Origin of the sequence: Candidatus Clostridium eludens (assembly GCF_045310515.1) — a bacterium.
GTDB classification, from domain to species: domain Bacteria; phylum Bacillota; class Clostridia; order Clostridiales; family Clostridiaceae; genus Clostridium_B; species Clostridium_B eludens.
This window is the reverse complement of the sequence record NZ_JBJHZX010000016.1, coordinates 26,355-51,420: the sequence shown is the minus strand read 5'-3', so window position 1 is coordinate 51,420 and position 25,066 is coordinate 26,355. Positions and strand designations below refer to the sequence as shown.

General features: G+C 33.3%; 22 protein-coding genes and 3 pseudogenes. 3 read left to right on the top strand and 22 right to left on the bottom strand.

Annotated features, from left to right (window positions below; translation table 11 throughout):
- Nucleotides 1-104: 104 nt before the first annotated feature.
- Nucleotides 105-1,061, top strand: a complete 957-nt coding sequence (locus tag ACJDU8_RS11870; protein ID WP_406792364.1) for a hypothetical protein — start codon at nucleotides 105-107, stop codon at nucleotides 1,059-1,061.
- Nucleotides 1,062-1,962: 901 nt separating this feature from the next.
- Here the strand turns inward: ACJDU8_RS11870 and ACJDU8_RS11865 are convergent.
- From ACJDU8_RS11865 to ACJDU8_RS11855, 3 genes and pseudogenes are all read right to left on the bottom strand, one after another.
- Nucleotides 1,963-2,109 (bottom strand): annotated as a pseudogene (locus tag ACJDU8_RS11865) (phage holin family protein); the annotation flags it as partial.
- Between the two features lie 282 nt (nucleotides 2,110-2,391).
- Nucleotides 2,392-2,916 (bottom strand): VanZ family protein, encoded by a 525-nt coding sequence (locus tag ACJDU8_RS11860; RefSeq protein ID WP_406792363.1) that lies wholly within the window; start codon nucleotides 2,914-2,916, stop codon nucleotides 2,392-2,394.
- 324 nt (nucleotides 2,917-3,240) lie between these two features.
- A complete protein-coding gene (locus tag ACJDU8_RS11855) occupies nucleotides 3,241-4,119 on the bottom strand; it encodes a LysR family transcriptional regulator (protein ID WP_406792362.1) in 879 nt (292 codons plus the stop codon).
- 192 nt (nucleotides 4,120-4,311) lie between these two features.
- Here ACJDU8_RS11855 and ACJDU8_RS11850 point away from each other — a divergent pair, with 192 nt between their 5' ends.
- Nucleotides 4,312-5,178, top strand: coding sequence for a DMT family transporter (locus ACJDU8_RS11850; RefSeq protein ID WP_406792361.1), 867 nt, complete (start codon nucleotides 4,312-4,314; stop codon nucleotides 5,176-5,178).
- Between the two features lie 555 nt (nucleotides 5,179-5,733).
- Here the strand turns inward: ACJDU8_RS11850 and ACJDU8_RS11845 are convergent.
- From ACJDU8_RS11845 to ACJDU8_RS11780, 14 genes and pseudogenes are all read right to left on the bottom strand, one after another.
- The gene (locus ACJDU8_RS11845) at nucleotides 5,734-6,921 is read right to left on the bottom strand and encodes an iron-containing alcohol dehydrogenase (RefSeq protein WP_406792420.1); all 1,188 of its coding nucleotides are present in this window, start codon (nucleotides 6,919-6,921) and stop codon (nucleotides 5,734-5,736) included.
- Between the two features lie 9 nt (nucleotides 6,922-6,930).
- Complete coding sequence (locus ACJDU8_RS11840) at nucleotides 6,931-7,464, bottom strand: flavodoxin family protein (protein WP_406792360.1); 534 nt, start codon at nucleotides 7,462-7,464, stop codon at nucleotides 6,931-6,933.
- Nucleotides 7,465-7,582: 118 nt separating this feature from the next.
- The gene (locus ACJDU8_RS11835) at nucleotides 7,583-7,987 is read right to left on the bottom strand and encodes a MerR family transcriptional regulator (protein ID WP_406792359.1); all 405 of its coding nucleotides are present in this window, start codon (nucleotides 7,985-7,987) and stop codon (nucleotides 7,583-7,585) included.
- Nucleotides 7,988-8,174: 187 nt separating this feature from the next.
- On the bottom strand, nucleotides 8,175-8,345 hold the full coding sequence (locus ACJDU8_RS11830) for a hypothetical protein (protein WP_406792358.1): 171 nt from the start codon (nucleotides 8,343-8,345) through the stop codon (nucleotides 8,175-8,177).
- Between the two features lie 329 nt (nucleotides 8,346-8,674).
- On the bottom strand, nucleotides 8,675-9,676 hold the full coding sequence (locus ACJDU8_RS11825) for a diguanylate cyclase (RefSeq protein WP_406792357.1): 1,002 nt from the start codon (nucleotides 9,674-9,676) through the stop codon (nucleotides 8,675-8,677).
- A complete protein-coding gene (locus ACJDU8_RS11820; protein ID WP_406792356.1) occupies nucleotides 9,669-9,893 on the bottom strand; it encodes a chemotaxis protein CheB in 225 nt (74 codons plus the stop codon). The genes ACJDU8_RS11825 and ACJDU8_RS11820 overlap by 8 nt, the downstream gene beginning before the upstream one ends.
- Nucleotides 9,894-9,918: 25 nt before the next feature.
- A complete protein-coding gene (locus ACJDU8_RS11815) occupies nucleotides 9,919-10,767 on the bottom strand; it encodes a CheR family methyltransferase (RefSeq protein ID WP_406792355.1) in 849 nt (282 codons plus the stop codon).
- Nucleotides 10,767-14,396, bottom strand: a complete 3,630-nt coding sequence (locus ACJDU8_RS11810; protein ID WP_406792354.1) for a response regulator — start codon at nucleotides 14,394-14,396, stop codon at nucleotides 10,767-10,769. The genes ACJDU8_RS11815 and ACJDU8_RS11810 overlap by 1 nt, the downstream gene beginning before the upstream one ends.
- A gap of 422 nt (nucleotides 14,397-14,818) precedes the next feature.
- A pseudogene (locus ACJDU8_RS11805) lies at nucleotides 14,819-14,983 on the bottom strand (helix-turn-helix domain-containing protein); the annotation flags it as partial.
- Between the two features lie 170 nt (nucleotides 14,984-15,153).
- Complete coding sequence (locus tag ACJDU8_RS11800) at nucleotides 15,154-16,494, bottom strand: phosphomannomutase/phosphoglucomutase (protein WP_406792353.1); 1,341 nt, start codon at nucleotides 16,492-16,494, stop codon at nucleotides 15,154-15,156.
- Between the two features lie 157 nt (nucleotides 16,495-16,651).
- Nucleotides 16,652-17,536: pseudogene (locus tag ACJDU8_RS11795) on the bottom strand (RNA-guided endonuclease InsQ/TnpB family protein); the annotation flags it as partial.
- A 453-nt stretch (nucleotides 17,537-17,989) separates the two neighbouring features.
- Nucleotides 17,990-18,238 (bottom strand): DUF4209 domain-containing protein, encoded by a 249-nt coding sequence (locus ACJDU8_RS11790; RefSeq protein ID WP_406792352.1) that lies wholly within the window; start codon nucleotides 18,236-18,238, stop codon nucleotides 17,990-17,992.
- 258 nt (nucleotides 18,239-18,496) lie between these two features.
- Nucleotides 18,497-18,667: a hypothetical protein gene (locus ACJDU8_RS11785; protein WP_406792351.1), complete on the bottom strand. Its 171-nt coding sequence runs from the start codon at nucleotides 18,665-18,667 to the stop codon at nucleotides 18,497-18,499.
- Nucleotides 18,668-18,930: 263 nt separating this feature from the next.
- Nucleotides 18,931-19,053, bottom strand: coding sequence for a hypothetical protein (locus ACJDU8_RS11780; RefSeq protein ID WP_406792350.1), 123 nt, complete (start codon nucleotides 19,051-19,053; stop codon nucleotides 18,931-18,933).
- Between the two features lie 255 nt (nucleotides 19,054-19,308).
- Here ACJDU8_RS11780 and ACJDU8_RS11775 point away from each other — a divergent pair, with 255 nt between their 5' ends.
- Complete coding sequence (locus ACJDU8_RS11775) at nucleotides 19,309-19,416, top strand: MerR family DNA-binding transcriptional regulator (RefSeq protein ID WP_406792349.1); 108 nt, start codon at nucleotides 19,309-19,311, stop codon at nucleotides 19,414-19,416.
- Nucleotides 19,417-19,873: 457 nt separating this feature from the next.
- On the opposite strand, the gene ACJDU8_RS11770 is transcribed toward ACJDU8_RS11775, so the two are convergent.
- The 5 genes from ACJDU8_RS11770 to ACJDU8_RS11750 form a co-directional block, all read right to left on the bottom strand.
- On the bottom strand, nucleotides 19,874-20,209 hold the full coding sequence (locus tag ACJDU8_RS11770) for a cupin domain-containing protein (RefSeq protein ID WP_406792348.1): 336 nt from the start codon (nucleotides 20,207-20,209) through the stop codon (nucleotides 19,874-19,876).
- A gap of 453 nt (nucleotides 20,210-20,662) precedes the next feature.
- Nucleotides 20,663-21,562 carry an FMN-binding protein gene (locus tag ACJDU8_RS11765; RefSeq protein ID WP_406792347.1) on the bottom strand — a complete coding sequence of 300 codons (900 nt, stop codon included), beginning with the start codon at nucleotides 21,560-21,562 and terminating at the stop codon, nucleotides 20,663-20,665.
- Nucleotides 21,563-21,899: 337 nt separating this feature from the next.
- Entirely contained in the window at nucleotides 21,900-22,208 is a 309-nt protein-coding gene (locus ACJDU8_RS11760; RefSeq protein ID WP_406792346.1) for a UPF0175 family protein, read from the bottom strand.
- A 448-nt stretch (nucleotides 22,209-22,656) separates the two neighbouring features.
- Nucleotides 22,657-24,258, bottom strand: a complete 1,602-nt coding sequence (locus tag ACJDU8_RS11755) for a spermidine synthase (protein ID WP_406792345.1) — start codon at nucleotides 24,256-24,258, stop codon at nucleotides 22,657-22,659.
- A 219-nt stretch (nucleotides 24,259-24,477) separates the two neighbouring features.
- Entirely contained in the window at nucleotides 24,478-25,044 is a 567-nt protein-coding gene (locus ACJDU8_RS11750) for a nitroreductase family protein (protein ID WP_406792344.1), read from the bottom strand.
- Nucleotides 25,045-25,066: the final 22 nt, after the last annotated feature.

Genomic DNA, 25,066 nt, shown 5'->3' with positions numbered 1-25,066 from the left:
AAATCCATAATGTGTTTAGAAAAATAGTTTCTTTGCTAACTAGACATTACTCATAAGAAAAAACAATCAAGAACAAAACTAATAAAATTAGAGGAGGAGTACTAATGAACACAATATATGGTACTGGAAACACAAGTGATTTGTATAGTTTATATACTCAAAACAGCATTCAGAATACAGATGGTGACGATTATTCGAAAATAAATGAGCATAAAAAATATGGACAAGATTCAATAGAGTTAAGTCAATGTGGAATGCAATCATTAAATAACTCAATGCCAAGAGAAACAAACATTACTAATACAGTCAGTAATTCGTTAGATAGTTTGGTGTCCGCAGGAACAATTACTCAAGCTCAAGCGGATGCTGTAACTAGTATTTTCCAATCAGGAAGCCAGACAATGCAACCATCAGGAGTATACAGTAAAAGACCTACAAATCCATTAGATAGTTTAGTGTCTGCAGGAACAATTACTCAAGACCAGGAAACAGCTATTAAAAGTGCATTTAAATCTGCTATGAAATCAGCTCAGTCACAGACAGATACATCAGCAGACCCTGGTACATCCGTTCTAGATGGTTTAGTATCTTCAGGAACAATTACTCAGGACCAGGAGGCAGCTATTAAAAGTGCATTTGAATCTGCTATGAAGTCAACTCAATCCCAGACAGGCACAACAACAGATACAACAAAGGATCCATTTACAAATACTTTAGATAGTTTAGCATCTGCAGGAACAATTACTCAAGACCAGGAGACCGCTGTTCAGAATGCATTTAAATCTGCTATGAAATCAGCACATTCACATGTACACTCAAGAAAAGACCCTGGTACAACTGTTCTAGATAGTCTAGTATCTGCAGGAACAATTACTCAAGACCAGGAAACAGCTATTCAAAATGCATTTAAATCTGCTATGGAGTCAGCTCAGTCACAGACGGATACATCAAAAGACCCTGGTACAACTGTTCTAGATGGTTTAGTATCCGCAGGAACAATTACTCAAGACCAGGAGACTGCTATTGAAAGTGCATTTGAATCTGCAATAAAAGAAATCTAAAAGTAAAATAATTTATAAATACCATATTATTTAATTGATATTAATAATAATAGAGAGGCGAGTGCATTCTCTTAGTATTATATATATTTAAATATTTCTTTTTGAGCTTATTCAAATGACTCACAATATTCATCTTGAATAAGCTCTTTTTTTAAGGCCCTATAGAATAATTCTACAACTTCTTACCATAAAGCAGAGTACTTTTTTGCATTTTCTATTATCTTGGTGTCTACCTTATTGTATCATTCTCAATTTTTCATCATTTCAGCTATATACTTGACCGGGTACAGTTGAATCTAAATTCTATAGCATTTTTTCGTCATATTACAAAATTTTTATAACTTTAATTATATATTTCTAAAATAATTTCTCCCTACTCTGAGCTTAAAATTATCTCTACATATGCTATAATAATTACACAAGAATACGGTATTTTTAGTTATGTATTTTCCAAATTTATATCACATTTTAACTAGAAAACAAATACTTATTTAGAACATAATAATTAACCTAAAAATTTCATTATATTCTAAAAATCAATTTTGTGGAGTTTTATATTCAGAGCAGAAATATAACTTGAAAGCACATATACTAAGAGATAACACATCACAAACGTAATGTTTGGAATATGGTTATATTGGAAGAATTTCAAGAGTTTATTGATTACTTTATTGATAAGAGACTTAATAATATTTCATTTAACCTAAACAAGAAAGACGATAACTACAAAAAATTGGATATTCAATTACTGCCCATCCATTAGCTTTATGCCATTGATCCACATCATAAACACTGCATCTTGGGCCTCCGCACAATGTAAAACAATAGTATCTGGCTTCCATACTCCATATTACTCTTAAAGGTTACATTTGATTGAATAATATTCATAAATCATTCCTCCTTATTTATTTTTTAATTGTTTCAGCGCTTTTACTAACTTATTAGGTATCGGAACCCCTATCTTAGATGCATTTTCTAAAATGCTTATAGCTTCATTTGAGATATAAAAATAGCACACAAGTGTCCTAAACACCCATGTGCCACCATTCTTTATCTCCTTTTATTGAAATAACCAATCCATAAAACCTCTCCTCTCTATTTTCAGATTAAATGTTTTCTACTTATTTGTCCTGCCTTTAAATGCTTTCCGATGACAGGTTTGAATTATATCCATACCTCCAAATCTTATGTTTGTGGTATGTTAGCTCTTAATTAATATGCTTTCAAGTTATATTTCTCAATCTAAAGAGAACTCTCAAAAATTAATTAGTGATATCATACTGATGACTCTCATATTGCACATAATAAAAAGATTATGCAATAAAGATATTCAGAATCTCATTCTCACCATGAATAAATAATATAATATACGAGGTAATCCCATAGCAGATAGTATTGTGATTGCAGTATATACTTTTTTCTCATCTCGTAATATAGACAATAAAAACTTATACCCTAAAACACCAATCAATCCACCCAAACAATTTAGAATTATATCATCAATGTCTGATGCTCCAATGCATAAAAGCCCTTGAATGATTTCAACAAATAAACTCACTATAAATATAAACAACAAATTGGTTATTACTCTTTTATCATTTTTGAATAATGACAAATATGTACCAAGTGGAATAAAAATAACTATATTGCCAACCACATTACTAAAAGAAAATGCTCTTATATTTGCAGAGCTGCCAGATATATATTCCATTATACTATAAAAAGGAATGAGATTGATTGACCTATGCTCCAAATGCGAAATTCTTGATAAGAACAATATCTTAATTAACAAAATTATGTAACAAATGAAAACACCATATAAAAAGACTGTTTTAATTCGCTCTCGTTTATTCATAATACCTCCATTTTTCATTTCATCTCTGCTTATTCTCTGACGTTCAGTTTATAAATAATCTTCAATTAGGTCCGCTATGGACTGCTCATCGTCTACAACCAAAATATTGATACTCATAAGTTCTATCCCTTCTTCCTGATTAAACACTCATTATTATAGTACTGCAAAACAAAAATTTATATCATAATAATTTTCTTATGAAAACCTTAAGGTTTTATTAATATAGGCTTTAATCTTTATGTAAGTCATTTAAATATTCATTAAAATTCTTTAATGCTTTTTTATAAAAATTAAAATAAAACTTATCATCTGCTTTTTTATATGCTAAAAATAATTAGAGGTTATTGATAAAAAAGCCTTCATAGATGGTGACATCCATCTATGTTTGTTAAAAATCACCTGTATGTATAGAACAATATTACAATCATTCACTGAAATTTCACTGATGGTATGGTTCTGCAGACCTTCTTTCAAGTTGAATTCCGGCAGTAGTGAAATACCAAGTTCATCTTTTGCATAATCAATGATTGTATTTGTGCTTCCAATATCCAGGCAATAGTTTACTCCCAGCCTCTCCTCCGCAAGGAGCTCTTCAAATACCTGACGGTAATTGCACCCTTTTTCCGTCAATAGGAACTTTTCTTTGGAGAGATCTGCCAAACTAACCTGCTTGTTTCTCATGGGATGTTGTGGTGAACAGAAAAAAACGATTTTCTCTTCTTTCTCAAAAGGAACTTCCCAATTAGATTTGAACACTTTCCGATCCAGTAGAATAATGATATCCAGCACCCCTTTTTCCAGCATTCCCATCAATTCCAAAGTGGTAGCAATTTTTACGATGAGGGTGACCTGGGGATAGGTTTTCATATATTCCTTAATGATATTTGTGTATTCTGAAACGCTCAGCGATTCCAAAATCCCAATTCGCAGCTCACCTGTAGGTTTACCCTCATAGCTGATAGACTGTATCGCTTCTGCTTCACATTTCACCAGTTCGTTTGCATAGACAAGAAATTCATGTCCCTTTTGAGACAAGCTGATTTTTTTACCTCTCCGTTCAAAAAGAGGAACTCCCATTTCTTCTTCCAATTGTTTCATTTGGAGAGTTACAGTAGACTGAGCATAACCTAGGCTTTTACCGGCTTTTGAGAAGCTGTTCAGCTCAGCAACTTTGATAAAAGTTTTCACATTTCGAAGTTCCATATCATCACTCCCATATCAGTTTTTTCAATATTAATATTCAGATATTGCAATTTTACTAATAAGCAATCTTATGATAATATGAAACCGTAATAAATGCAAGTGGCAGTTCTATGATTGCCTATGAAAGATCATCTCCGTTTAGTACATGGAATCCACAGCATTTATAACAATTTGAAGTGGAGTTGATCCAACATGAGTCAAAAATTAAAAGTACACATACTGGGACTCTTTACCGTATTTCTTTGGGCATCCGCTTTTCCGCTGACCAAGGTGGCAATGGCCCACTATACCCCCAACGCACTGGGCTTTGTCCGCTGCACCGTGGCATCTATTTTCCTGGTCATCATCGGCATACTCAATCACATCCGTAAACCACAAAAGAAGGACATTCTCTGGTTCTTCCTATCCGGTGGTCTGGGTTTTACCCTATACATGATTACCTTTAACACCGGTATCCAGACGCTGACCTCTGCGACCTCCAGCATCATTATCGCCACCACCCCCATTATGACTGCAGTGGTTGCCTCCAAATGCTATGGAGAAAAGATTACGAATCTGGGTTGGTTCACCATCGCGCTGGCCTTTGTCGGCGTTTTGATTCTTCTGCTGTGGGACGGCGCGTTCTCCATTAATATCGGTCTCATCTGGACTATCGGTGCTGCTATTGTTTTTTGTGGTTACAATATTTTAAACAGAAAACTTTCCTCTATGGGTTATACGGCTTTGGAAATCGTTACATACAGCATGGTCTGCGGTACCATCTTGCTAGCAGTTTTCTCGCTACATGGACTTGCTCAGGTAATAACTGCTGAACCAAAACACATTCTGTCGGTCATATATCTCGGCGTAATGCCCAGTGCAATGGCTTACTTTCTTTGGGGAAAGGCCATGTCTTTGGCAGAGAAAACAAGCGAAGTAACCAATTTTATGTTTGTTACACCGCTGCTTTCCACTGCGTTGGGATTTATGCTGCTGAAAGAGATTCCCAATATGGGCACTTTCATTGGTGGAAGCATTATTATTTTAAGTATCATCTTATTTAACCTAAAAGGCAAATAAGAACTATTGAAAACCACAATGTTCAACAGAAGGTTAGATGTCTCTTATGGATGTCAATATAATCGCACTCTTATTGGATTGATGATATCACGTACAAGCTGAACTCTAGTAAGCTAACCCGCCATTGAATACACAATGACCACATCAGATTTTCCAACGCTATCATTTTATATCCGCCAGTAATCATTAAGCCTAATTACTTAAAGTAGTTTTTAAGACACCGTACTATGGTGTCTTTTCTATTTATACCTTTATAAACGATAAAAATGGATCAACAAAATCTGTTCTAATCTTTGTAAAGCATCTAGGCCTCCTCAAGGTCAGGAACACCTGGTGTTAAATCCTTATATAGAGTTTTAACAATATTTAGATTATTTCTTTTCTTCTTTTAAAAAATGAATCATATTTAGGAATTCACAGAGTATATAATCATAATTTCTTAATTTATTTCATAAGCCTTATCAATATATTCTTTAGCTTTTTCAAAATTTTGAACATTCTTTATTGTTACTTCCAAATCTCCAGTTCCCCAATGCCTAACTTTACTTACATCTCCTATAATCCATTTTCAAGTATGGCCTCATCGGGATTTAATCTTAAATATAGCATTATGCTTTTTACTCCAACCTCTATACAAACAATATTTTTTATCTTTTTAAATGCACTATAGAGCTTCAATTTGTTCTCAGTTACATCATCATCCAGTGCCAAAATATAGTCCCTAATAGAATAATATAGCTCTCTTAAATTATCACTTGTTGATTCTAACTGTTCATCAAAAGTTTTATCTGCACTTTGCTTCACTACCTTTTCTATAGTAGTATCTTTAATTGGTGTGGCTACATTTGAATTAATTAAATCAAATAGCAGCAATTCATTTCCAAATTTTTTATATCTAATAAGATCTATATTCCTATTAATTTGCTTTACGGCATATTCATCATATTTAGTAAAATCACCTGCTATACAAATAAGACGTGGCATGATCCAATCAACCTTATCAGAAAACTCTTTACCTAGGGTCTTCATAACTAAAAGTTCAAAGTCAGCTTTATGGTCTAAAAGCCAATCCAAATAAAATAATCCTTGATTTATTACATTTTCATTACTAGCTCTTTTATATTCAAAAATAACAGGACAGCTATTTTCATCTATTCCCAAACTATCTATGCTCCCGCCATTAGATATTACATATTCATTATAATATTGCGTACTTATTAAGTAGTGAATTAGCGGAACCCCTACACCAATTAGCCCATTCAATGCCATAGTAGCACTCCAAACATGATTTGCACGTACATCATAGTTTTTAGGTTCAGCAATCTCTCCTATTTCTATCAAGGTTTGTAATATGTCCTCAGCCATACGATCCTGCACCTTAGCATCTACTGGATATGTAAGATACTGTTCAGTAACATGTACAAATGCGTCAACCACCCCATTGGCAACCTGAGTCTTTGGGAGAGTAAAAGTAATAGTCGGATCTGCTATTGAAAACTTTGGATAAACTAACGGACTAGAAATAACATATTTGGCTTGCTGATAACTTATTACAGCCGAGTTATTCATTTCAGATCCCGCATCAGATAAAGTAACCACTGTACCAAAGTCCACTGCCACATCCACAGGAAGAGGAGCAAATCCATACTTCAACAACTCACTGGAATCTCCCTTGTAATTGGAAGCTAGTGTTATGAATTTAGTCCCGTCTATAACAGATCCTCCTCCTCTCTTATGATTAATTTTTATTTATTATATACTTTTTTCTAACTCATATGCCTGATTTGGGAAATTGGTCTGTTCAATCACTTCTCTTACCGGACATCCTATTGCAAATAACTTTCCTGCATCATCCCAATTCATAAAACGGAGTATAGATTCATAATTTTTCTCCAATGCCTCCATTGTCCAATCATCTGCACCATAGGAAGTTGCCAGAAGCATTGCTTTTTTATTTCCTGCCAATTTTGCATTATTAGCATGGAAACGGTCGATAACTGCTTTTATCTGTGCTGACATTGCATAATAATATAATGGTGTTACGAATACTACCATATCTGAATGTATTAATTTTTCATACCATGTGTTCATAGCATCCTTACGTACACATTGACCATCATGACTTGCACAATATTCGCATGCCAGACATGGTTTTATCTCTTCAAATGCTGCATCAAAACGCAATACCTCATGTCCAGCTTCTTTTGCTCCTTCAATAAATTTGTCTGCTAATAAAGCAGAAGTACCTTTCTTATGTGGACTTCCTATAATAACTATTACCTTCATTGTTATTCTCCTTCCAAATCAAAAATCATATTCCTTTATTCGTTGATTATTATTCATCGGTATAATAACTATAAGTCCTTAAGTCAACTTAAGGTCAAGTACTTTTTTAATTTTTTTATTACTTTTCTTTTTTGCTTGCCTTCCATAAAGCTATCAATTCATTTGTAATAGGTTCGCACTTCTGATCATAAGTATCAATTTTGTAATTAATAACATCCAACGTTTCCTGTATGTCATGCATCTTTTTTTCTAATCCCTCTTTTGTTTCAAGTAGTAGATTTCGTCTTTCTTCCTTGGTTGATTCACCTTTCATAGCAAGCTGGATATATTCATGGATAGCCTCCAACGACACCCCTGCTTTTTTAAATCGCATGGCAAACTCAATCCAATGAATTGACATTTCATCATAATTTCGGATACCAGACCCTGTTCTGGGAACTGGTGGAATAAGGCCTATTCTTTCATAATAGCGTAGATTATCTATTGATATGCCTGTTTTTTCTGATGCTTCTTTAATTATCATTTACAGCACCTCCTAAGTTAAATAATACTATTTGATAAAGTTTTTATTTATTTCCCGACATTTATTACTTTCTTCTCTGATGGGTAAATTATAAACCCTTAAGCTTACTTCAGATCAATAGTTTTTTTCAAAAAAGAAAAAAGCGGTCAAGGTAGTTTCGCCCTACCCAAACCGGCTTCAACATTTCTTATTCAATTTCGCACTCTATTTCTATCCCATTCAGCAAACTTACAATAATCTTCTCCCCATCAAACACCGTCATTTTTTCCGCTATCCTAAAAAATGAATCCATGTCAAACTCTTCTATCAGCTCCGCTTTCTCTAATATCTTTATAAACTGCCTTGCCTTATACCTCACTAAAATATTCTCACTCTGCACCCTTTCCGTCCAGGTAATCTTAAAAATTCTCCTTACAATCTTAGCCTGTTTTTAATTTATAACTAAACTGCCATATTTCCCTTTATCATACTCTAAAAATTTTGTGTAATTTACTGAAACCTTACCCTGTTCAAATTTTCTCCTAATTCCCCATGTGCTGTTCCCGCTGATACTCCTTGACTCATCCTGTGTTTTGGCAATAAGATGATACTGATACGCATAATTATTAATTTTGCGGAAATATGTACCCCTAAACTAGGGGGCTTTTACAAGAGTATATAATCGTTATTTCTTCTAGTCTATTCTTCTTAACAATTGGAATAGAACCATGAAATGGTATTGCGCCCACTCGCCTTTGCTCTATAAAGGGCTTTATCTGCCCTATCAATTAGTTCTTCTGCTGTACATGCTCCCCCTAGATTGGGAATGATAGTTGCAATTCCCATGCTTAATGTAATGAATGGGGATACCTTGGAATACTCGTGAGGCAGAGCCAATTGTCTGATATTCTTTCTTATTTCTTCAGCAACAATTATTGCCCCGTTCTTATCCGTTTCTGGTAAAATTACTGCAAACTCCTCGCCACCGTACCTCGCTACCAAATCCAGTGGACGTCTTGCATTGGATTCTATAATTCTTGCCACTTTTACAAGGCAATCATCTCCTGCCAAATGACCATAATTATCATTATATAACTTAAAATAATCTATATCTGCCATTATCAAAGATAAGGGCTTACCAGAACGTAAACTGTTTCTCACTGAAGCCCCCAGATGTTCATCAAAGTGGCGCCTATTCGGAATACCCGTAAGTCCATCGCGAATTGAGAGTGTCTCCAGTTTATGATTATCCGCTCTAAGCTCCAGCAACTCTTGAATCTTCAGCTCCAGCAGCTTTGACTGTTCTTCTAATAACTTTTTTTGATTATAAAGCTCTAAGAAGATTTTAACCTTTGACTGGAGAATCACTGGTTCAATTGGCTTGAACAGGTAATCCACAGCACCAACTTCATATCCTTTAAATATACACCTTTGTTCTTTACTGATAGCAGTGACAAATATTATAGGTATATACCTTGTTCGACTGCTGCTTCTCATCAATTCTGCAGTTTCAAAGCCATCCATTTCAGGCATTTGAACATCAAGAAGAACAAGTGCAAAATCATAGTCAAACATTAGACTCAAAGCTTCACTTCCTGACTCTGCCTTAATAATATTACAATCCATATTATCAAGCAGGCTTTCCAAAACAAATAGATTTTCCGGTCTGTCATCCACAATCAATATATTTACAGTATCTACTTTATTCATTTGCTCCCCCTACCAATTCAATAAGTTTAATGCTTATTTCATCAAAATGAAGTACATAATCTGATTCGATTTTTTCTAATGCCGATAGTGGCATCTGATTGGCTTCTGCAGTATTTAGATCTTGAACGATAGTTATTCCCCCATATTCCTTAATACACTTTAATCCCTCACTGCCGTCATTAGCAGAATCACCAATAGCTACGGCTTTAAATTTCATTTTATTCTCTCCTAGCTCATCGAATTCAAGGAAGATATTTCTTACGGTAAATTTTCTCGCTGCTAACGAACTCTTCGAATCTATCTGCACTAGTTGAAAATTGCATACTTTCTTTTGAGCCAAGACAAAGAAAACATCCATTGGGTATACTATCAGAGAATAAGTTTATCACCCTGTTCTGTAGCTCTTTATTAAAATATATAAGGACATTTCTGCAAACTACAACATGCATTTCGCCGAAAACCCCATCTGTTACTAGATTGTGTTCTGCGAAAGTGATCTTCTTCTTAAGTGATGGCTCAAAAGCTACAGAACCATATTGAGCGATGTAGTAATCAGAAAAAGATGACTTTCCTCCAGCCTGCTGATAATTGTAGGTATATTCTTTTGTATCATTAATCTGGTAAATACCATCTTTTGCTTTCTCTAAAACTGCGCGTTTGAAATCCGTAGCATAAATCTGTGCTTTGTCATACAGCCCCTCTTCCTTTAACAAAATTGCCATGGAATATACCTCTTCCCCCGTTGAACATCCTGCATGCCATATCCTTATATAAGGATATGTTTTTAATACAGGAACTACCTTTTCCCTGAAAGCTTTGTAGAAGGATGGATCCCTGAACATTTCCGTTACATTTATAGAAAAATCAGACAGAAGGTTATTGAACAATTCCCTATCATATAGAATTCTATGCTGCATCTCAGCTATACTATCAATTTCTAACATGGACATTCTGTGAAGAACCCTTCTCTTAATATGAGCCCTTGAATAATTTCTGAAATCATACCCATACTTCATATTCACAGCTTCTAATAAAAGATATAGCTCTATTTCTTCGTTTTCAATCTTTTCTTCTAATTTATCCTTGTTCATTAGTACAACCACACCCTTAATAATGAAATAAGCTTATCTATATCAATAGGCTTTGTCAAATAGTCATTAGCACCTGCATCAATACATTTCTGTCTGTCATCCTTCATTGCTTTTGCAGTGATTGCTATAATAGGCATCCTATAAAACTTTTCCTGATTTCTTATCTCCCGAATTGCAGTATATCCATCCATATCAGGCATCATAATATCCATCAAAGCCAAGTGGGTGCCTGGGTTTTCATGAAGCTTTTTGATAGCCTCTTTGCCATTACGTCCCACAACCACTGTTAATCCTCTCTCTTCGAGAACACTCGTGAGAGCAAATATATTTCTCATATCATCATCCACCAGAAGAATTTTTTTATCTTTAAGTGTATCCTTAGTCTCATGCTTCGCTTTTATAATTCTAATTTTATTTTCCTCTATCTTTGAATCCAATCCATGGAGGAATAGTCCAACTTCAGAGATAAGTCTTTCCATAGATTGTGTTCCCTTAATTATGATGCTCTGAGTATACCTTTGAAGTTCTAATACCTCCTCCTGGCTAAGTTCACTTTCCGTATGGATTACGATTTTTAGGTTTCCTATATCTTCATTCTTTAGCTTTTCAAGCAATTCAAAACCAGTCATATCTTTTAGTTTTAAATCCAGTATTAAACAATCAAAGCTTTTCGTCATCAGAAGCTTATACGCTTCTCCTCCACATTCTGATAGAGCTATCTGGAATCCCTTCTTCTTTAAAATATCCACTATACTTTCAAGATCATCCTTATTTTGATCTACTATAAGGAGCTTTTTCAATGACTTCTCATTGTCTTGTATTTCCATAAACACTTTATCCAGACTTTCTACACTTACTGGCTTTTTAAGATAGCTTAATACGTTGTCCATTTTTTCAGGCTGACCATTATTTTCTCTTCCGGATATTACATGCACAGGTATATTTTCTGTCTTCTTATTTTCCTTAAGTTTCTGTACAACCTTCCAGCCGTTAATATCAGGAAGCCCAATATCAAGTAAGATAGCATCCGGAGTATATTCAGCTGCAAGTTCTATGCCTGATTTTCCATTCTCAGCCATTAAGCATTTATATCCTTTACGATGAACAAGTTCCGTCAGCACTCCAGCAAAGCTTTTATCATCCTCAATTATCAGTATCAATTTATTATCTGTGGTTATATCATACCTGTTATCTTTACATTCGGATTCTTCTGCTCTGTTTTTTACTTGTATATCTTTTACTTGTATATTATTAATGCTATTTAAATAATCGCCCTGGCCAACATCATTATTCTCAGATAATTGAATTTGTTTATTGCCTTCATATGGAAGTAGCAATGTAAATGTGCTGCCCTTTCCCTCTTCACTGACCAGGGAGATTGATCCCCCAAGTAGTTTTGCAAGCTCCTTTGATATAGATAGACCCAGACCTGTACCCCCATACTTTCTGCTAGTGGTACCATCAGACTGATTAAAGGATTCAAATATTACCTGCTGCTTTTCAAGCGGTATACCGATTCCGGAATCAGATATGGATATTCCCATAAAATTTTGATTATTTTCTTTCAAATTTGAAACAGCCTGATTACTAATGCAATGGAATGTTACGGTTACACCGCCTTCATGGGTAAATTTTATAGCATTTGAAAGCAAATTGTTAACTATCTGCCTTACTCTTTGAGTATCGGATATTATATTATCCGGAAGCCTATCCCCAACTACAATTTTAAAGTCGAGACCCTTTTTTACAGCTACTGGCTTAAATGTTCGCTCTAAATACCTTGCTAACTCCATTATATTTAATTCTTCAAGATTTACATCCATCTTTCCAGCCTCTACCTTTGAAAGATCCAAAACATCATTTATTAACCTTAGCAAATCTTCACCCGAAGAGTGTATAGTTTTTACAAATTCTGATTCTTTGGCACTAAATGGAGAGTTATCCTTCTTTTCGGCCAGCATTTGTGAAAGCACAAGTATACTGTTTAAAGGAGTTCTTAGTTCATGGGACATATTTGCTAAAAATTCTGATTTATATTTACTTGCTATCTCAAGAGCTTCAGCCTTCTCAACAACTTCTTTCTGTGCAGCCCTAAGACTTTCATTCTTGGCAACTATATCATTTTTCTGTACCTCAAGAGTTTTTGTCCGTTCCTGGAGTTCTTCATTTACTACTCTAAGCTCTTCCTGCTGTCTCTGAAGATGTACTTCAGATTCTCTCAAGACTTTTGTCTGTTCCTCTAGTTCTTCATTATTTTGTCTTAGTTCCTCCTGCTGGGTTTGTAATTCCTCTGACTGCTCCATAGTTTGTGCCAGCAATTCTTTAATCCTGATTCTTGCTTGCGTCGAATGAATTGCAGTAGCAATAACAGAACTTATCTGTTGTAAAAATTTTAATTGTATGTCTGTAAATTCCTTGAAAGCTCCTAATTCAACAACACCCTGAACTTCTTTTTCATATAAAAGGGGCTTGACTACAATATTAGTAGGGATTTTCTCACCAAGCCCTGAAGTTACTTTGATATAATCTTCAGGAACATTCGTTATAATAATCGGCTTCATTTCCAGTGCAGCCTGTCCAATAATCCCTTCGCCTGTCCTAATTTCCTGTATGGAATGCAGACTTCTATTGTAAGCATAACTTCCAAAAAGCTTGAAGGTATTTTCCTGTGTTTTAATATAAAGTGCACCAATTTGTATATCTAAATACTTGGCAACATAGCTAATTATATTTGAAGCCAAGTTAGATATGTCCTGTTCACCACTAATTTTTTCACCTAGCTCAGCCTGCCCTGTCTTTATCCAGCTTTGATTCCTGTTCTCCATTATAAGTTCCTTTAACTTACACATAAAAGTATTGAAGTATTTGGACATATGTCCTAACTCATCATTAGAGTTTACATTCAATCTGACTTCTAAATCCGCATCTCCCTCTGATATTTCTTTAAAGGTATTTGTTACCGTCCTGATAGGGTCCACCACCATTTGGATAACAAAAATTGCTATAATAACAGTCAGTAGAAATGCAGTGAAACCACCAAGAGACAAAATCACTGCTGTTTGTTTCTGCATCCTAACAAGACTTTCATGTCTTGTCTGCAGTAAGCCCTGTTCTTCCTTGACAATATCATTAAGGATTGAACGCAATCCATCCGTCTGTTCTTTGCCCTTTCCAGTCTGAGCCACTGCAATTAAATCTTCCAATTTCATTTGGCCATCATTTACTTTTCTACGGGCATCAATTATTTGTGTTGTCTCCCACTGCAGCCATGTCTGATATTGATCGTTCAGATTTGCAAGCCTGACCTCTTGATGAAAATTATCTGACGTAAGTTGTATTAGGTTGTTATAATGTTTCGTATAATCAATCTTTCCCTGATTATATGGCTCCAAAAATTCCTCTTTCCCTGTAAGTGCAAATCCCCTTGCCCCTGTCTCCTCATTTATCAGGCTAACTAATATAGCATCAGATTCTCTTATTACATTATAAGAATGAAGGTTAAGATCAACATCTGCACTCTGCTTAGTAAAATTAAAATAGGTATATCCCAGAACTGATAACATTAATATAGTTATAAATCCAAATCCTAAAAACATCTTTTGACCTATCTTCAAATTCTTAAAAAACACGATCTTTCCCCCTTTAACTCTTAATATATTATGTTTATATCTTAAAAATTGACGAATATTATCTAATTTTGCAACTCAATTTTATCACACTAGAGGTTTGCGAACAACAAATGAAGACCTGCATTACTTCAATTTTTTATTATTAGCATATATTTATTAATTTTTCTTACAAGAATATTAAAATATTAAGCTTAGCTTCAACATTAAATATATGTGAATTCTTATTTGTTGGTTTTTAAGGCTATAACTATATATGGATACTTAAAATTTCTTCAGAAAAATAGAACGAGTTATGCTACCCTTATTCAAAAGAAAGGCATGGATACTCACCAAGTTCTTCAATCTTTATACTGAGTTTTTTTGCTAATGGATGTTGATTATAAAGAAAAACATGAGGGGCAGCAACAAATAGTTCATTGAAAAGTTGATATAGAAATTCCTCTGTTTGTTCGCGTGAAAATTGTAATTTTTATTTCCGATTCTAATTCTTTTATTGCACTTGACAAGCTTGGTTGAGCGATAAATAAACTTTTGGCAGCTTCGCTGAATGAGTTTTTTGTAAATGTTCCATAGATATGGTTCACCACATAGCTCTAACTGCGGTTTTCAATTAAGTTATACAATTTTATTATTGTGTAATTTTTAGCACGCCTGGGACATTGTACCTGTCCCCTGTCCATATAAACATATAGAAATTCGGATTTTAAGGCACATTGGATTTTCTAATGTGCCTTATTAGCTAAAACATATATTATATTTACTTAAACTCTCCAAGTATACTTTTAAGTTCAGATAGCTTTTTCTCAAGCAAATCTTCGCTGTTTGCTTCAACCACCAGCCTAAGATAGGGCTCAGTATTGGACATTCTCACGTTAAACCACCAGTCTTTGAATTCTATCCTGTAGCCATCAAAGTCGTAGAATGCTGCTGGTATTTCCTTTTGTGTGAGTTCATTTTTTAATCTTTCCATGGCTTCATCTTTTTGATCTATGCGAAAGTTGATCTCCCCTGAATTAGGGTATTTCCTTATGGAATCAATCAATTCGGAAAAAAGTCTTCCTTCTTTTTTTACTCTGCTTATTACATTCAATGATATAAGACTTGCAAAAATTCCAGAGTCACAGTTGAAGAAGTCCCGGAAGTAATAATGGCCTGCAAGCTCGCCCCCAAAGATACACTTTATCTCTCTGAGCTTTACCTTCGCAAAAGCATGTCCCACCTTCCACATATGAGGCACACCCCCCAATTTCGTTATGTATTCCGGAACTGCCTTTGATGTCCTGATATCATAAAGAACATTACCCTTTTCCCTTTCAAGGTAGTACATGCCAATTACAGCAATCATAATATCCGGCGGAATAAATCTCCCCTTCTCATCAACAAAAACAACTCTATCTCCATCACCATCGTATATAACCCCTGCATCATATTTGTTTTCAACAACTGTTCTTTGGAGATCTACCACATTTTTTTCGTCCAGAGGATTGGGTTCGTGGTTGGGAAATGTACCATCCAGTGTATCAAATATGTAATGAGGTGATGTTCCCAATATATCCCTTATAATCAAAGAAGTCATGCCATTGGAGCAGTCAACCGCTATGGAAAGACTCGAAAAGTCCGGCATATATATTCTTTGAAAATTAATATATTCCTCTCTTATTTTAAAATCTACTACCTTTCCCTTTTTACCTGCTACTTCTATTTTATTATTTCTTACCATGCTCTCAAGCTCAGCAAGGCCTGAATCAATTCCAACGGGCAGGACACCTGTTCTGGAAATCTTAAGCCCATTATATTCCTTAGAGTTATGAGATGCTGTTATCTGTATCGATGCATCAAACCCGTGCCTAGCTGTTGCAAAATAAACCATTGGAGTTGTGGACAATCCTATGTTATAAACATCTGCCCCGCTGTCGATTATACCCTTTGAAAGGTATTCGAATACCTCATCCGACGACACCCTGCAGTCGCGGCCTACAAGCACTTTATCAGCTTTCAGTAGTCTAGGGATAAAATATCCTATCCTGTACACATCGTCCCTACTAAACTCTTTGTTGTAGATACCCCTTATGTCGTATGCCTTAAATATACCACTCATAATTCCTTCCTGCTACTTAAAACACGGACAAATATACCCATATCAAGATTTTTACTGCTTCAATGTACTCTGTTTTGCCTAAGCTACTTCAGTTTGTATAGCACTCCACAGTCTTAAATTCCCGACTAGCCATCGGTACATATATACATTCGCTTGTCTATGCGATTTTGTATATTTCACAATCTTTCAAGTTTAAACTAGCATTATAGTCTCTATCCCCTATATATCCACATTCGGGGCATATATAAACCCTATCTGAAAGTTTTAAATTTTTATTTATATGTCCACAGTTATGGCATGTTTTACTACTTGGATAAAATCTATCAACTATTCTAAGTTCTATGTTTAACCAATTGCATTTATAGGTTAATATTTTTCTAAATTCACTTAGTTTTTGTTGTGCTACTGCTTTTGAAAGATGTTTATTCTTCATCATATTGGATACTGCTAAATCCTCTATAGTATATATAGCTTGGTTTTTGCTTAACTATTTCAGATATAACTTTACGATTATAGTCTTGTCTTATATTAGATAATTTTTGATGAAGTTTTTGTACCTTAACTATTTGTTTTTGGATATTTTGTCTAGCAGCAGTCCCTCCTTTTCTCTTATTTTTCTTTAAACTTTCATATTTCCTTGAAAGTTTTCTTTGTTGTCTTTTTAATGATTTCTCTAACTCTTTACTCTTTTGGTTTTGTTTATATTTTTATATGTCTTACCATTACTACATATAGCCAAACCCTTAAGCCCTAAGTCGATTCCTATCCCTTGATTGGTGGTATCGGAATAATCATTATACTCAGGTAATTCGACTAAAACTGATACATAATATCTCCCTGCTTTATAACTAACAGTTCCACTCTTAATGGTTGCATTTACAGGAATGTATCCTTTTTCTTTTAATCTAACCCATTTAAGAATTGGTATTTTAACTCTATGCCTTTCAATAGTCCAGTCAGTTTTATTGTTCTTAGGGAAGTAAGCTTTAACGTCTTGATTCTTCTTTTTCTTGAACTTAGGAAAACCACTTTCACCTTTGAAGTGTCTTTACTGAAACACCTATCATTTCAGCAAATTCTTGTGGTTTATAATTACTCATAAATTAAGTTCCTTTCTATAACTTATGAGCATATTATACCGCTTTTAAATATATTTATCTGCATTTTTAATAATTATTTATATCTCCTTGCTAATACATTATTGAAAATTCTTTACTATGGCAACATAGTGCCCTTAATCAAAACACTGAAAATTAAGGTACAATTCTATTATTTGTTGATGGCCTTTTGTTATGCTTTTTCTATACCAATCTATTTCTCTTCTACAAACACAACTCTTCATATGTAGTGTACATGGATTCATGTCAAAAAATCGCAATTACTTATAGTATGGCTCACCATATCCTATTCTAAAATTTTTTCACATTTAGCTATTTTTCTATCTTCATCTTACTTTCACATTATTAGCCTAATGAGTAGTTGATATTATTTATTCTTATCCTTTATTAAAATCCCATTTAGTTGCAGTGATTAAGAAAAATAAATATATCACTATTAAACAGTTTGTTTTTCCAAAGGTATCTATTCCAGCCAGACCATGTGCTATATTATTCCTTAAATTTTTTCCTAACTGCTCTACCATAACCAATTCATCAATTCTCGTAATAGCATTTTCAATAGAAAAAGATAATGCTACTTCAAATAACCTTGAGACATTTACCACGCATTCATGAGAGATCTTCATATTTTTAATCTCATCACATAGTAATTGGTTCAATTCTGTACCATACTGATATTTTTTACTCTTTTCACCATATTGAAAAAAATAGTTTGCATAACGTATTCTAACTATTTTATTGCTAACACTCTCATATCTATGCCTATAAAAACTAAATCTTTCTTTTTCAAAGTTATCTATATCAGGAATTATTGTTCCATTAGTAAAAACTAACTCTGGAAATAAAAAATCCTGACCTTCTTCTCTATGTTCTATTACAATCTCTCAACAAGCAAATAACTGACAATCCCATTGCAATAATGTTAAAATATTTTTGTCCATATCTGGAGTTATTAAATGCATCATTTCTTTTTTTACTTGAGGTAACGATTTGCTAGAATCATCTAACACCTTGTTTTTTTCTATAAACGAATCATATAAAACATAATCTTCCATAAGATATTTCCCCACCTTCCAATTCTTGGCCTAATCAATAGCATTTAATTGTCTCATGGTATATGAGTAAAATATCTTCCTCTAACCATAGCTTATTTATTGCCAAAATAAATTCTTAACTATCTATAACATCCAGAATAGCGGATGACTTATAAAAATATGAAATTCCAGAGTGAGAATTATTTGGTGCTTTCAAATGTCCTGCATTTATACCAATCATCATTAAATCACGAAATCCGAAGAAACTAATACCCTGACCAGGCTTAGGCCCCTTCTGTACAGCAAAAATCGGTAATCGTAAAAAACAAATCTGTATCAAACTCCTCTATTAACTCTGCATTTTCTACAATTTCTATGAACTGCTTAGTCTTATATCTTTTAAGCAAGTTATTGCTTCCTAAGTCCTGCCTCCACTTCTCCGTGAATTGGTCCTTATTTTCTATTAGAGAATTATAAGTGTTTATAAATGCCTGATATAAAACTCTATCATCTATATGTTTATTATCACAGTCCTTTTTGCCTTTTACATATGAATAGTTTATTATACTTGACTATGACGTATGGTTATAGCGTATTATATATATGATACAAAAAGAGTAAAATAGATATAAAAATTCTTAAAGAAGTAGAGGATTTTTGGAATGAAAACACAATTTTTTACAGTTAAAGATATTGTACGAATAACAGGTGTTACTGCTAGAACATTGCACTACTACGATACAATAAACCTATTGAAACCAATTCAGTAATGAAGATTTGAGTGACTTCGTTTATCAGGCAATTATTATATTATTACATCGTCAAATATATGATTTATGAATATTTTCTGTTTTAAGTTTTAAAATATCCACTCTATAGCTCGTGTGGCATTGTTAAGTATTGCATTCTACTACATATATTTTAAAAAAACTCCCCCAAACCGCAGTCTGAGGGAGCATATAACATACTTTAATATTTATTTAAAACCTTAGAAAACTATGTTATGCCGATACTTCACGCTGTTTCTTTTCTACCGTAATGTTCTGATATTCCCAAAACCAACAATCTTACCACTACATGATAGTCATCTCATCAAAAATTATTATTTATTTTCTAATATTTCATATTTTCTAAGTCTTGCCCTCATGGTATTAATAATCTAATCTATTGAGAAGAGAAATTCTAGATACAAATTGATAGGGCAGCATATCTGCCCTATCAATTTGTTTAGTGTTTTATTACGGTTAAAAGCATTTTGAATCTTTCACGAGCTTCAAGTCCATGAGGAATATCAGAAGGCATTATTATTGTTTCACCTGCTTTAACATTAAAAACATTATTACCTATGGTAATTTCGGCTGTACCATCTAATATTTGAACCATAGCGTCTCCAGAAGTCACATGTGTACTGATACCTTCTCCTTTATCTAGTGAGAATAGAGTAATATTTGCAGAAGGTATCTGAGCAATAGTTCTACTTATAACCTGACCTTCTTGATATGATATTAAGTCCTGTAAATTAAGTACTTTTGAAAATTCTATATTTTTAATTAAGCTATTCATATTCTTACCTCCTTAAATTTCTTAATTATAGTATAAGTCTATTAGAGGTAAAAATATGTAGCTTATGTTACCATTTTATAAAGATTAAGACTAAATAATTAGATTCTATGGTGACTTTTATTTCATAAACAATCTATATAAAAATGGTATTAATTCGTCTAAAATTACAAGTCCGTCATAACTAATTCTAGTATATCATGAAATTTAAGTGAATTAGATTGTTGGGGTTACCACCTAATTTGTTATATCAACCAATACCCATGAACTTCCATTCCACGATTTCCATGAAACTCCACTATCTACACTTGCTATAAAAACTATAATCCCACTGCCTGCATTATCTAGAGTCACTGCTGCATTAACTATATCTATTATGTATGCTAATGAATAATACGGTGTTCTAAATAATTATTCGTTTTTTGATAGTTATGAAAATAGATAAGTAAAAACACTTCATTTATTAAGTGCATTCTCTACCGCCTTCATAAATGCCTTACTGGTTGTTGTAGCACCAGTTACTGCATCTACATCTACTTTCTGTTGTTTTATAATTTTAGTAAAAACTCCTTCTGCATAAGTCACATAGGGACTTTTCCGATTATCTATCCCTTCAATATTAATAATTTTATGGTTTTCAACTTTTACCTTCACCTTATATGCATAATTTCCAGCCTTCGATTCTCCTATATATATTCCATCATTAATCCTTGTAAGATCGATATTTTTTATAGATATATTTCTTATTGTGTTTAACTTTATAGCATTAATGGTTGCAAATCCAACACCTATAGCTATGAGAGGTAATAATATCATAATTACTGTTTTTTGTTTAATCTGTCGCTTTACATTCCTTATTCCCCACGGTTTAAAAACAGAAATCACAAAAATAAGTAAAATAGCTACTATCTCAACTGCATTAAATACTACGGCTCTCTGTTGAAAATTTAAATATTCTCTACTCATTGTTGAACTATTTAATCCTGCATCCGCTATGGATGTCATACCATTTATAGCTGGTCCCAAACCAAAACAAGTTACCGCAAACATACTTAACACAATCATCCACTTGAATATTATCCATCGATATTTAACAAATCCCCATTCTGTGAACAACCCAAAGATAAATGAAGTTAACATTAGAGCAAAGAAAGCATAATTCACTCCCCACGTAAATATTCTAAGAATGCTTAAATCCACTGCAAAAATGTTTTCGGTTATCATATGACAATTTTGTTTAACCATGAAAATAATGAGAATTGATAATAAGCTACCAAATATACTGGCTGCGAGTATAATATGAAAAGTCTTTACTATTTTTTTATAATAAGCACTCATAGTCCAGTTTTTATCCACAATCACGTTCCCCCTAGAACTACCTAGATTTATAATATTCTTCAACGTTATACGAGAATTTTTATATCTATTTCTATCAGCAGTTTTTTATATTCCCAACTTAACTTACATAGAAATTGTAACATATTTTTAAATTTTTAACACCGTATTATTCATTTATCAACGAATCATGAATTGCTTCACAGCCACTAAGGTGTAATAGGCTTATTTCTATATGGAGCACCATTGAATTTATAAATGAATCTAAATACCTGTTCATCATATAAAAATCTCCCACAGCAAATCTAACTTTTTAATAATACTTAGCCCTATGATTGGGCTTGAATTACATACAACTTTAGTCATCTTTGTTAGCTCCTAATTCATCTTTTAAATCTCTTAGTGCAATTTGATCAAGACGAAATTCATCTTCTGTATATTCGTTCCAAGGTATGTTTTTATTTTTAAGTAAATCCATAAAATCTACAAGGCTCATTTCTGCTATCTCAGCTGCTCGAGCTAACGACACAGACTTACTTGTAAATAATGCAATTGCTATTGATATAGTTATATTATCATTTAAAGATTTTGAAAGTCCTAGATCTTCTATAAGCGGTATTAAATCATTAGATAAATTCAAATCTATTTTTACTTTTTCAGCACCCAATTTACTTCACATCCCTAACTAAATAATACAAATTCTTATATATATTATACTCTATATTTCAATTATTCTACGTAATTTAAATTATTCTTTTCACTTAAATCTATGATACGAGTCATCTTACTTACAGCACAAGATCATCTTACTTATTCTATTACTCCATGTGCATTTTTTACATCTTAAAAATACCTTTCTTAAACACACCATTCACTGACTCTTCCAAAACCTTCAACCTTATAGTTACTATCATCAATCTTCAAAAGAAATATAGCTTTCTCGTTATCATAGTTAATAATTTCAAATACCTATTTGCCATGCTTGCACTCATAGAAGCAGACATTTTTTACTTATTATACTGCCAGCTCCAGCTCTCGTAAATGGAAAAAACCTGACGTAATTTCTGCATTATCAATGGCTGAGTGAAAAGATGAACTTACTTTTTCATTTAACCTTATAAACTTTTTAGTAATCCATTTATACCTTCTTCTTTGAATATTTTTTTGTAATAACTTAGTTCATCCTGAATTAATTCATCGATTACCCTCATTCCTAAAAGTTCCACTGGTGCCTTATCATCAGTCAGAAGATAATTTCCTTTTACATATGTATCCATATTATCTGCAATGTTATACATTAATGTCTTTAATTCATTGTTTCTTAATTCTCTAGTATTCTGCTCAAAGGTTTTAGCTGCTTCCATATTCTGCGTTGCAAATAGTTCTCTGTTGGTTGAGCCATCTACATTCACTGTATATACCTTATTAAAAACATTTGCTATGGTGTCTGATAAATGCTGTGTAATATTTCCTTTTTCTTCGGTATGCATATTCATATTTACAACCATGATACCATCTTTTGCTAAATGATTTTTAACAATAGTAAAGAATTCTTTGGAAGACATCTGAAAAGGTATGGTTATATCCTGATAGGCATCTACCATGATCACATCATATTTCTTATTTTCAGAATTCAAGTATGCTCTTCCATCATAAGTATTTACTTTTATAGTGTTCGGGAGTTTAAAATATTTACTGGCTAAATTGGTTATTTTCTGATCTATTTCTACGCCTTCGATGGAAGCATTAGGAAAATATTTTTGACACTGTTTTGCATAAGTGCCTGTCCCCATACCAAGCACCAAAATCTTTGCATTTTTTTTCTTATAAATTCCGGACATAACGGGTGCCGCAAGTGCGTAGTCATAATACATTCCCGTCAAACTGTTATCTTTTTTCATAATGGATTGAACTCCAAAAAGAACATTGGTAGAAAGAATTACGCTATCATTTGTATCCTTCACCTGCAGATAATTATAAATAGATTCTCCTTCATACAAGAGATTTTTCTCCCAAAATGCAAAACTATCCGATGATCCAAATACGCTGCAAAAGATAAATAAAATAACACTTATAATACATTGTGCTTTCTTTGCTCTTATGTTTATAAAATAAATCATGCCAAGTACCAGAAGAATTCCCGAAAATATTAAGAATGTAACAGATGTTCCAACTGCCGGAATTGTAACAAAGGTAGGTAAAAATGTGCCAATGATGCTTCCAATTGTATTAATTGCGCCTAGCATACCCACTATCTTTCCATTGTCACTCAAACTATTTACCGTATATTTCACCAGAGAAGGTGTAACTGTCCCCAGCAAAAAAAGCGGAAATACAAAAATTATCATACATGTTAAAAAGGTTGCTAAAATTAAAAAGTTATTACTTATTGTTAAAATAAGTACTGCAGATACAGCTAAAATTATATACTTTCCCAGAAGCGGTATAGCTGCAATCCATATAGCAGCTATAACAATTCGCATATACAACTTATCTGGATTAGGATTTTTATCTGCACTTCTTCCCCCCCAGATATTGCCCAATGCCATTGCAATCATGATAGTTCCAATAATAATTGTCCACACAATTTGTGAAGAACTAAAATATGGTGCCAAAAGTCTGCTCGCTCCAAGTTCCACTGCCATTACTGACATTCCTGCAAAAAATTCTGTCATATACAAATAAAACTTATTCTTTAATATAGTCCTCGTTTCCATTCATACCCTCCTCTGATAAGAATTCATATGATAACTTCTCTCTATGTTATCTTATCATTTCAGGTAAACCCTAAGTCAAGAAGTAATTTATAAAAAATAAATGTTCGCATGTTGTCGGGATGGAACAGCCGTAGTAGAGTCACTGAATGCTTTAATTGTACACTTGTAGTACAAATTAAAAATGCGGCATACTGTAACTATATATCAAATCTAATTATCCTAATATATCCATTCTGTAACTTCTTGTAGTAATTTTCGTGGACGTGGATATGGAGATTGATTTGGATAGCCTATAGCTACTGCAGCTACAAGTTCATCTTTACGATTTAACCATGAACATATCTCTTTATCACAATAAAAAATATCACAAATCCAAAGAGTACCTAATCCAAAATCCTGTGATGCTAAAAGGATTGTCTGCACAGCTGCACCTATTGATTGAGTATCAGTAAGTAATCTATAGTGGTTATAATCTTCTTCAAAATTAGAAAATGCATTAAAAACTAAAACTACTGCGGATGCTTCATTAATTGAATTGATGCTTAGTTCAAAACTCCCAATAGGTTTGTTCTGTTTCTTATGTAGACTTGACACATTCTCCATAATACTTACTAACTCATCTTTCTTTCTATTTTGAAGAACGATAAATCTCCATGGTTGACGATTTTTACCTGAAGGTGATTTAGTTGCTAATACTAATAATTTTTCTATCATTTCTTTTGATACTATTTTATTTTCAAATTTTCTTATACTTCTCCGTTTTTCTATTGCCTTTATTGTATCCATAGTAGCCTCCTGAAATTTGAAC